Raw genomic sequence first — 10,670 nt, forward strand, 5'->3', positions numbered from 1 at the left:
TATGGATTCTCATGCGAAATCTTCTGCAAATCATGGTGCTACAAAGCAGATGGTTCAATCAGCGGTTAAAATTGGTGCTGTAATTGCGGCAGCGGCACAGGCGGTTGAGATTGGTTGAGAGAGGGGAGTTGGGAGATGAGAATTGGGCGTTAGGTTTTTGGTAGATTACAAATAAAAAACTAATTCCCAATTCCCAATGCCCAACTCCTTAACTCTTACGAATTAAATATATGCCCAACCCTTTCCATTGCAACGGTTAGCATTGGCATTGTAACTTTCTCGTGGTTTTGAAGCTCTTTAATAAAGTTGGTATAACGATTAATTTGCTTTTTCTTGTCATTTAGCCATTTATCCATTGTTAGTTCACAAGAATTTTTATCACAGCCTTTATTAAGAACATCTTCCGTTAATTTCATTTGCTGATCATAGAAAGTGTTGATGGTAGTTTTGAGAGATAAATTATCCCAATAACTATCAGCAAAGAGTTTTCTTGCTTGAATTCTAAGCCAGCTTAAGCGGAAGCGACTGCCAAGCTCAAAATAAACCTGCCCAACCATATTAATTGGAATTGATGTATTATCTGAAGCAAGTTTTATATCTAATGCGGAAGCCAAAGCATCAAAATCGGCTAATTTTGAAGCAAGTGAAGAAGGAACATTATTAGATTTTAACTCATTATAAGTTTTATCCCTTGATTCACGAGCCTCTGAGTTCAAGAATTTATCAAGGTTTTTAGCTACTTCTGCCACTGCTGGTCGGAAAGTATCTACTAATATTGCTGTTTGTAGAGGGTGCTTGCAATTTCTTAAAAACCAAGTGGTTGCCCTTTCAATTAATCTATCAATTTCGTTATATAATTTAATTGAGGTTTCAAGCGTGATTGTAGTGCCGAGCTTCTCAATTTCGTCCCAGATTTCTCTAAGGTTGAATGAGTCTCTAACTATTGTGTAGGCTCTTGCAACATCGCAGCCTTTCATTCCTGTTTCTTCCCTGATTTTATGAAAGAATGTTGTGCCGGTTCTGTTCACGATAGAATTTGCAACAAAAGTTGCGATAATTTCCCTGCGAAGTTTATGGCATTTTATTTCTTCCAAATATTCTTGCCTCATTCTTTGTGGGAAATAAAGAACTAAATCAGTTGCAAAATAGCTATCATCTGGCAGATGAGAATTTACTAATTCTTCAAATACAGAAATTTTGCTGTAAGCAAGTAAAACAGCAAGCTCTGGCCTTGTTAGCCCTTGTTTTGCTAAAGCTCTTGAATGAAGAACATCATTTGAAGGTAAAAACTCAAGGTTTCTATCTAGCTTACCAGACCTTTCAAGGTTTTCCATTAATTGAATATTATCTTCAATAATTTTGCTTCTTTGATTTTCCATTAAGGTGATTGCGTGAGTTTGCAATTCATTATCCCTAAGAACAAGTTTTGCAACTTCATCAGTCATTTCACCAAGGAGTTTATTTCTTGATTGTAAATTTAATTTGCCATTATTAAGAGCATTTCTAAGTGCAATTTTGATATTTACCTCGTGATCAGAACAATCAACACCGCCAGAATTATCAATCGCATCAGTGTTTATTCTGCCGCCAATTCTTGCATATTCTATTCTTGCCCTTTGTGTGAAGCCTAAATTTCCGCCTTCACCAACTACTTTGCATTGAAGTTCATTACCATTTACACGAAGATTATCGTTAGTTTTATCACCAACTTGTTCGTGGCTTTCAGTGCTTGCTTTAACATAAGTGCCAATGCCACCATTCCAGAGTAAGTCAACTTTAGAGGTAAGAAGTTTTTTAATTAAATTTTCAGGAGAAATTGTATCTTCTGTAATATTGAAAAGTTCTTTCATTTCAGCAGAAACAGGGATAGATTTTGAGCTTCTCTCAAAAATGCCACCGCCTTTTGAAATTAAATCTTTGTTATAATCCGTCCAAGAAGATTTTGGCAGATTGAAAAGCCTTTCACGCTCTTTGAAAGTTTTTGCAGAATCAGGGTTTGGATCAATAAATATATGCATATGGTTGAATGCACCAACAAGCCTAATATGCTTGCTTTGGAGCATTCCATTGCCGAATACATCGCCAGCCATATCGCCAATTCCAACGCAGGTAAAATCTTGCGTTTGGCAATCAATGCCCATTTCTCTAAAATGTCTCATCACTGAAACCCATCCACCCCTTGCGGTAATGCCCATTTTTTTGTGATCATAGCCTACAGAGCCACCGCTTGCGAAAGCATCATCAAGCCAGAAATTATATTCAGTTGCTATACCATTTGCTATATCTGAGAATGTTGCTGTGCCTTTATCTGCGGCTACAACTAGATATGGATCTTCCCCATCATAATTTACAACATTTGTTGGGTGGATTGTTTTGCCATCAATGATGTTATCGGTAATGTCAAGCAAGCCCCTAAGGAAAGTGCGATAGCACTCTTTGCCTTTCTCCATATATTCATCACGAGAAAGCCCACCAGCGTTTTTCACAACAAACCCGCCTTTTGAACCTGTTGGAACGATAACCGAGTTTTTAACCATTTGAGCTTTCACAAGCCCTAAAATTTCCGTTCTGAAATCTTCATGCCTATCAGACCAACGAAGCCCGCCCCTTGCAACCTTTCCACCTCTTAAGTGAATGCCTTCAACATCATAGGAATAAACAAAAATTTCAGCGAATAAAACTGGCTTATTAATATTTGGAATAAGCGAAGGATTTAATTTGAATGATAAATATTTTTTGTGGTTACCATCTTTATCTTTAATAAAATAGTTAGTTCTGAGCGTTGCTTTTATAGTTTCAGCAAATTGCGTGAGAATTTTATCATCAGCAATTGCTTGAACTTTATTAAGAGCATTTTTAATCTCAGAGATTAAATTTTCAGAATTTTGTTTTCTTTCAGCTTCAGAAAATTCAGGGTTAAATTTTGCCTTGAATAATTCTAAAATTTTCTTTGAAATATTAGGGTGCTTGCAAAGAGTTTTGTAAATAAATTCTAAAGAATAAGGGAAATTTATTTGGATAATATATTTACCAAAAGCTCTTAAAATCTGCACTTCACGAGCATTAAGCCCAGCCCTTGCAACTAATTGATTGAGTTTATCATTTTCAACTTTTTTAGCCCAAATTTGTATAAGTGTTTCTTCAAATATTCTTTTTATCTCGTTGATATTAAGGCTTATTTCGCTTTGAGATTCTAAATCGCCTCTGTTAAATATTAATTTGAAATGATGAATCCAAACAGGTTTTTCTTGATGCCTTGGCTTAACGCTGAAAATAACCTCATCAATTGCACTAAAGCCCATATTTTCAATAACAGGCATTATATCTGAGAGGGTAATTCTTTTTTCAAGGCTATAAAGTTTAAGCTGGAAATAATCAGAATCATCTTTTTCTAACTTGTAGAAATCAAAATCCAGTTGCAGCTCACCGCATTTGTAAACTTGCTCAATCTTAAGAATATCTGCGGTTGCACCGCCGGGGTGATATAAATCTTTATAACCTTCAGGGAATGCTTTTGCATAATTTCTTGATGTGGTTTCACCCTCAATTTCACCAAGTTTTTCAGTAAGTTTATTAGCTAAACCATCAATCCAACTGCTAGTTTTTTCAACGATTCTTTGCTCAATTTTTGCAATATCTACTTTTTGATTTTTGAATTGCAGATTGCTTTCATTTAAGTAATCAGAGGCTTCACCATCAGGGGTGGTTTTTACAAGAACATTAACCCTCGCAAGCGGAGAATCAGTAACTTGCGTGTAGTAATCCATTACTTTGCCTTGCAATTCTTCCTCTAAAATTTCTTGGATTGAATTTCTAAGGTGAGTAGTAAAAAATTCTCTTGGAATATAAATTATGCAACTATAAAACCTGTAAAACCTATCTCTTCTAACGAAAATTCTAGTGGCGGGTTTTTCTGAAAGTGAAACAATGCCCATTCCCATTTCAAATAATTCTTCTTCTGTGGATTGTAGTAATTCGTCTCTTGGGTGGCTTTCAAGAATAGCAACAAGTGCCTTGCCGTTATGGCTATCGCCTCTAAAGCCTGCTTTTTTAACTACATTATCAATCTTAGATTTAATAATTGGAATAGTGTGAGCTGATTGATAATAAACTTTAGAAGTAAATAGACCTAAAAACCTTTCTTCACCAATTATATTTCCCTTTTCATCATATTTTTTAACGCCGATATAATCCATATGGGCTGGCCTGTGCACCACAGATTTTCTGCCAGATTTTGTGATTTCTATGAGGTTAGAATTTTTAAGTAAAATCTCATCATTGAAGGTAACATTTTGCAATTTATCATCATATTTTTTATTGATATTTGCATTAAAAATACCAAGCTGAGTTTTGCTATTATAAGAAACGGTTTTATCTTTTTTGAAGTCAAAATCACGATAGCCTAAGAAGATGAAATTATTTTCCAAAGCCCAACTCAAAAATTCTGCACCCTCATTCGCATTTGCGATATTAATTTTGCTGTAAGAGTTTATTCTGTTGATAGTTTCCTTGGTGCTTTCTTTCATCTTTTTCCAGTCTTTCACTGCAAGCTCAACGCATTCAAGAACATCATTAAGTTCAGTTTCAATCTTTTTATGCTCATCAAGGTTGGAAATATGTCCAATTTCAATATGAATTAAAGATTCACTTTTGCCTTTATCGTGGCCTTCTTCTGCAAGATAAACTTTGGTTAGCTGCCCTTTTTTATCTCTCTCAACATTTATAATTGGGTGGATAACTTCGTGAAGCGTTCTATCATCTCTATATAGATAATTTATAACAGAATCTAAAATAAACGGGCTATCATTTAGGTTGCATTGAACAATAGTTCTATCAGATTTCCAATCGTGAGTAGATTTCTCAGGGTTAAAAACCCTAATTTTTTTGTAAGTATCTTCGCTTTTTATTTTGGCAAAATCTAAGGCACAAAGTGCAGCATCAAGAAGTTCATCTATGTTGTTAGAGTTGAAATATTTGATATCACAACGCCAGTAAAATCTTTTGATAAAATTTTCGGATATATCATCAAATTTATTGCCTAGCCTTTTTTTACCAGCTTCAATAATTTTGGAGATATATTCTAGATTGTCATTGAGGTATTTATCTGTTATTGCGTTATCTTTTACTGCTAGGTTAGATTTCGTCATATATAGCACCATTAAAAAAGTTTATAAATTTTAACTCTTACTCCCTCTCCCTTTGGGAGAGGGGTAGGGGTGAGGGCTAAAATAAAATGAAATTATTAATTTCATTTTTAATTAGAAAATATTAATTGTATCTAAACCCGATCCCCTCACCCTTCCCTCTCCCCTTATAAAAGGGGAGAGGGTCTAAAGAGGTAAATAAATTGAAATTTCTAACGCCCCTTATAATATTTGGTTAACACTTATGCAACATACTTATTTACTAAATTCAATTATAAACCTCTCTTTATTGGCAGGTGAGATACTTTTGAATATACGCAACTCTGGTGATGTTGGCGTTGAGATTAAGCAAGATAAATCTCCAGTTACTGAGGCAGATAAGCAAGCTGATAAACTTATTAGCGAAGGTTTGGCAAAAATTTCAAACCTGCCGATAATTTCTGAAGAGGGGGCGAAGCTTGAAATTCCTGATACTAATTCATATTGGCTGGTTGACCCGCTTGATGGCACAAAGGCTTTTATTCGTGGTGAAAATGATTTTACGGTTAATATTGGTTTAGTGATTGAAAATAAAGCTGTAATGGGGGTGGTTTTTCAGCCAGCAGAGAATAAATTATATTTCGGTGAAGTTAGCCAAGGGGCGTTTTTTTTGGATACAAAAAATATTAAACCTTCAAATGAAAATAATTATATAACCATTTCAAATAAAATTGAAATTTCAAACAATAAAAACCCAAGTGTTTATAGAATTGTTGCGAGCAAAAGCCATTTAGACCCTGAAACAAAAAACTTCATTGATAAATTTCAGCCAAACCAAGTTGTTTCCGCTTCAAGTAGTTTGAAATTTTGCATCGTGGCGGAAGGCGGGGCGGATATTTACCCTCGTTTTGGCCCTACAATGCAATGGGATACTTGTGCAGGGCAGGCCGTTCTTGTCGCAGCTGGTGGCAGAGTTACCCACCCCGATAATTCAGAATTTTTATACAAATTAGATAAAGAAATTTTAGATTACCTAAGAAATGGAAGCTTTATCGCTTGGGGGGTTCAGATCCTCCATTAAGATTGCTAAAAGTATTTAAGCACGAAATACAAAGTGCAAGAACGGCCCTATTTAATGTAATTAATAATTGAATTTCTGGCATTGGTTTTTTTTTACTCTCTAATTTTCTAATTTCTTCTTTACAACCAATATAATCTTCTAAATGTGATTTGATATTTTCATCTAAATTTTTATTTAAATTATCATCATCTTTATTTAAATTACCATCATCTTTATTTAAATTATCATCATCAAGATATTCTTTATACTGCATTTGTTGTTGGTTTTTAATTTGAAATAAAAAATGCATATACAAAATTATTAATTTTTCTAAATAATAGCATATGTGTTTTTTTTTGCAATCAATAATTTAACTAAAATTTAACCTTTGTGAATATTCTAGTGGGGGCTAATGAATAGATTTATTGAAACTTTATAACTAGGGCTAATTACTCTAAAGTTTTTTCTACTCTAATTAACAAATAAACCAGTTTTCTCACCAATTTCAATCAGGGATTTTTTGAGTTCAGTAATTCTAGTTTTTAGATTTATCCAATTTTGATTTGCAATAACAAATTTTGTGCCATCTTTAATTTTATATTTGATTGGATCTTTTGCAATTAAGGAAATCAAAGCATCTGGGTTTGCAAACATATTATTATAAAAGCTGATAACTGCACCCTTTTCACCTACATCAATTTTTTCAATTCCAAGAGTTTTGCAGATTAATTTTATTTTTAGTGTATCCAGTAAATTCTCAACTTCACTAGGCAAACTGCCGAATCTATCAATTAACTCCGCACCAAAAGATTCAATTTCTGCATCATTTGAGAGGTTTCCTAGCCTGCGATAAAGCCCCATTCTAAGGTCAGAATTATTAACATAATCCTCAGGGATTAGAACCGAAACGCCAAGATTTAACTTCACTGAAAAATTCTCAGCAATGATATTTTTATTATCATTTTTGGCTTGCGATTTGAGGTTTTCAATCGCCTCTTGCAACATATTTTGATATAACTCTACGCCAACTTCTTTAATATTGCCAGATTGCTCATCACCAAGCAAATTGCCAAATCCACGAATATCCATATCATAGCTCGCTAACGTGAAACCAGCCCCCAGAGTATCCAATTTTTGTAGAACTTCTAAGCGTTTTTCAGCATTTTTGGTGAGGGTTTTTCTAGTGGGCAACATCATATAGGCATAAGCACGAATTTTCCCCCTGCCAACACGGCCTCTAAGCTGGTAAAGCTGGGCAAGGCCGAACATATCCGCACGATAAATTATAATTGTGTTGGCGGTTGGAACATCAAGCCCTGATTCAACAATCGTGGTTGAAAGCAGAACATCAAATTTGCCATCATAAAAATCAGTCATGATGGTGTCAAGCTCGTCTGGCTTCATTCTGCCGTGGGCTGAAACAATTTTTACCTCTGGAATTAACGCCTTTAATTTTGGCTCTAATTCTTCCAAATCTTTAATTCTTGGCACAACAAAATAAGATTTTCCAGCCCGATAATGCTCCTTCAAAATGGCTTCACGAATGGTTATTTCATCATAAGGCATAACAAAAGTTCTAACTGCAAGCCTATCAACTGGTGGGGTTGTGATGAGCGATAAATCCCTAATTCCAGCAAGTGAAAGCTGAAGCGTGCGAGGAATTGGCGTTGCTGTAAGCGTTAAAACATGCGTATCACCCCTAAATTTTTTGAGCCTTTCTTTTTGAGAAACGCCAAATCTTTGCTCCTCATCAATAATTAGCAGGCTTAGATTTTTGAACTCCAGCTTTTCCGCAAGTAGTGCGTGCGTGCCGATTACAATATCAACTTCACCATTTTTTATCGCTTCACGAATTTTTTTTGCTTCAGAGGTTGTAACCATTCTGGAAAGCTGTTTAATCCTAATTCCAGTATGCGAAAATCTCTCCACAAAATTATTATAATGCTGACGGCAAAGCAAAGTTGTTGGTGCAATAACGGCGACTTGATTTATAAAATCGTCATTGCGAGGTAGCGAAAGTTTATCTTGAGCAACCGAAGCAATCTCGCTGGATTGCTTCACTTGAGCTAAATCGCTCTCGTTCGCAATGACAGGATTATTAAAATAATTCTTCTGTGCGATTGCGAATGCTGCACGAATTGCCACTTCAGTTTTGCCAAAGCCAACATCACCGCAAATCAGCCTATCCATTGGTTTTCCAGAGGAAATATCATTCATTACATCTTCAATCGCAGAAAGCTGATCATCAGTTTCTGTATAGGGAAACCTTGAGGAAAATTCTTGATAAAGTGGGGTTTGCCAGTCAACTGAAATTGTTTCTTCAAGCTCTCTTTTTGCAGCAATTTCAAGTAAATCAGTTGCAATTTTTAAGATGCGATTTTTAACTCTCGCGGTTCTTTCTTGCCATTGAAGGCTGCCAAGTTTATCAAGTTCAACATTTTCAGCATCTGAGCCAAAACGGCTTATCATTTCAACATTTTCAACGGGAACATAAAATTTATCACCATCACGATATTCAAGCAGGATAAAATCGTGCAGAATATTTTTAACTGAAATAGTCTCTAAGCCAATAAATTTGCCGATTCCGTGTTCTTTATGCACAACCAATTCACCAGAATTTAAGGTTGCGGCTTCCTTGATAAAATCCTCAGCTTTTTTGCCTCTATTTCTGGGCTTGCGATAGATTCTTTCACCCAGTAAATCAGCTTCTGATATGATTTTTATTTCATCAGTTTCAAAGCCATTATCAATATTTATTATCGCTAAAGCTATTTTATTTTTTGTAATTAAGGCTTGCTCTTGCTCAAAATTTTCAACCGAAATGCTTTGAATTTCATTCTCCTCAAGCATTGCTTTGAGGCGATTTTTAGAGCCTTCGCTAACGCAACCAATAATAGTTTTTTTCTTATTTTGTTTATTTAGAAAATTTTCTGCAAGCTCATCTTGTAGTAGGTTTATGGCGGTTTTGTTATAGATTTTCGCTTCTGAAAAATAATTTTTTACTGGTTTGAAATTATAATTATTTTCTTCATTTTCTGGGTTTAGTGAGGAAAAATAAATTGTAGTTTTATTCTTGTGTAAATTACTTATATCACCTGTTAAATAAAGGCTTTCAGGGGGCAAAATGGTGGTTTCAATATCGCTATATTTGCCAGATTTTGAATAAATTTGGCGAGCTTCAAACGCATCTTTTATTTGAGATTTTCTATCTAAAAATACATTTTCAAAATCATTTTCAAAAGTGAAGATTGCATCATCGCAATAATCAAAAATAGTTGCGAGATTATCATAAAAAAGCGGCAGATAATTTTCCATGCCTGAATATTTTCTACCCTCTGAGATTGCCTCAAATAATGGGCTTTTTTGAGCGGATTCTATTTTGAAATTATCAATAAAATTGCGTTTGAAATTATTGATGAATTTTTCTTGTAACAAAACTTCCGATGCTGGAATTAACTCAAAATTATCACAAGAAGAAATTGTAATTTGCGTGAGAGGATCATATTTTTTAATTGATTCCAACTCATCACCAAAAAAATCAAGGCGGAAGCCGTTTTCATAAGAAGGTGGGAAAATATCAATAATACTTCCTCTAACACTAAATTCTCCGTGATCACTTGCTGACGCAACATTAATATAGCTATTATCAACTAAAAATTTGGTGAGTTTATCTCGCTTAATAACATCGCCTTTTTTAACAGATAAACAGGCATTTTTAATGATTTCCGCTGGCACTAATTTTTGTATAAATGCATTAGCGGTGGTTAGAATAGTTTGCTTAGGCTTAAGCCCTTTTTCAGCAACCGTGGCAAGGGTTTTAAGGCGAATACTTGAAATTTCAGAGTTTGGAGAAATTTTATCATAAGGGTTTGTATCCCAAGCTGGAAGCTCAAATATTTCAATATCTTTAATTAAAAATTTTAGGAGAGATTCAGTTTTTTCAAGGTAGGCATCATTTTTGCAAATATGAACAATGGGTTTTTGATATTTATGCAATAATTTTGCAATCAAAACCGCCTCAGAGCCACTCGGCAAGCCATATAGAATATTTTTATTATTTATGTTTATCACTAATTTTAATTGTAAAGATTTATAAATATTCCTTATTTTTTTCTATGTGTTTTACTACGCATTTATTGAGGGTGTGAATTCACAACCTATAAATACACACTTTCACTTCATACCCGCGGAAGCGGGTATCCATTATTTTATATTATAGGTTCCCGCTTTCGCGGGAATGAAAAATGGTGTAGCTATTCTTAACCCCGCAATAAATGCGGGGTGACAATTACGTGAAAGATAGAATGGTTTTAGCAAAGTAAATTTGAGCAATTTGGCTTCTAATACAACCTATCAGCTGCTTCCATAAGTTTAGAGCTTACGATAATTGATTTTTTAACTTTTTGATAAGAGTTTATTGCAAATCTATATTCATTATCCACCTTAAAAAATTCAACCGTTCCGCCGTAATTTTGAATAAAATTATC

4 protein-coding genes are annotated in these 10,670 nt (G+C 34.5%); 1 reads left to right on the top strand and 3 read right to left on the bottom strand.

Annotated elements, in window-relative coordinates:
- Nucleotides 1-215: 215 nt before the first annotated feature.
- On the bottom strand, nucleotides 216-5,147 hold the full coding sequence (locus SFT90_04870; GenBank protein ID MDX1949814.1) for an NAD-glutamate dehydrogenase: 4,932 nt from the start codon (nucleotides 5,145-5,147) through the stop codon (nucleotides 216-218).
- Between the two features lie 241 nt (nucleotides 5,148-5,388).
- On the opposite strand from SFT90_04870, the gene cysQ reads away from it, so the two are divergent.
- On the top strand, nucleotides 5,389-6,204 hold the full coding sequence (cysQ, locus tag SFT90_04875; protein MDX1949815.1) for a 3'(2'),5'-bisphosphate nucleotidase CysQ: 816 nt from the start codon (nucleotides 5,389-5,391) through the stop codon (nucleotides 6,202-6,204).
- Here the strand turns inward: cysQ and SFT90_04880 are convergent.
- Both SFT90_04880 and SFT90_04885 read right to left on the bottom strand, forming a co-directional pair.
- Complete coding sequence (locus tag SFT90_04880) at nucleotides 6,173-6,493, bottom strand: hypothetical protein (GenBank protein ID MDX1949816.1); 321 nt, start codon at nucleotides 6,491-6,493, stop codon at nucleotides 6,173-6,175. The two genes, cysQ and SFT90_04880, sit on opposite strands and share 32 nt — an antisense overlap.
- Nucleotides 6,494-6,654: 161 nt before the next feature.
- Nucleotides 6,655-10,254, bottom strand: a complete 3,600-nt coding sequence (locus tag SFT90_04885) for a transcription-repair coupling factor (GenBank protein MDX1949817.1) — start codon at nucleotides 10,252-10,254, stop codon at nucleotides 6,655-6,657.
- Nucleotides 10,255-10,670: the final 416 nt, after the last annotated feature.

The sequence above is a fragment of the Rickettsiales bacterium genome, from assembly GCA_033762595.1.
GTDB lineage: Bacteria > Pseudomonadota > Alphaproteobacteria > Rickettsiales > UBA8987 > JANPLD01.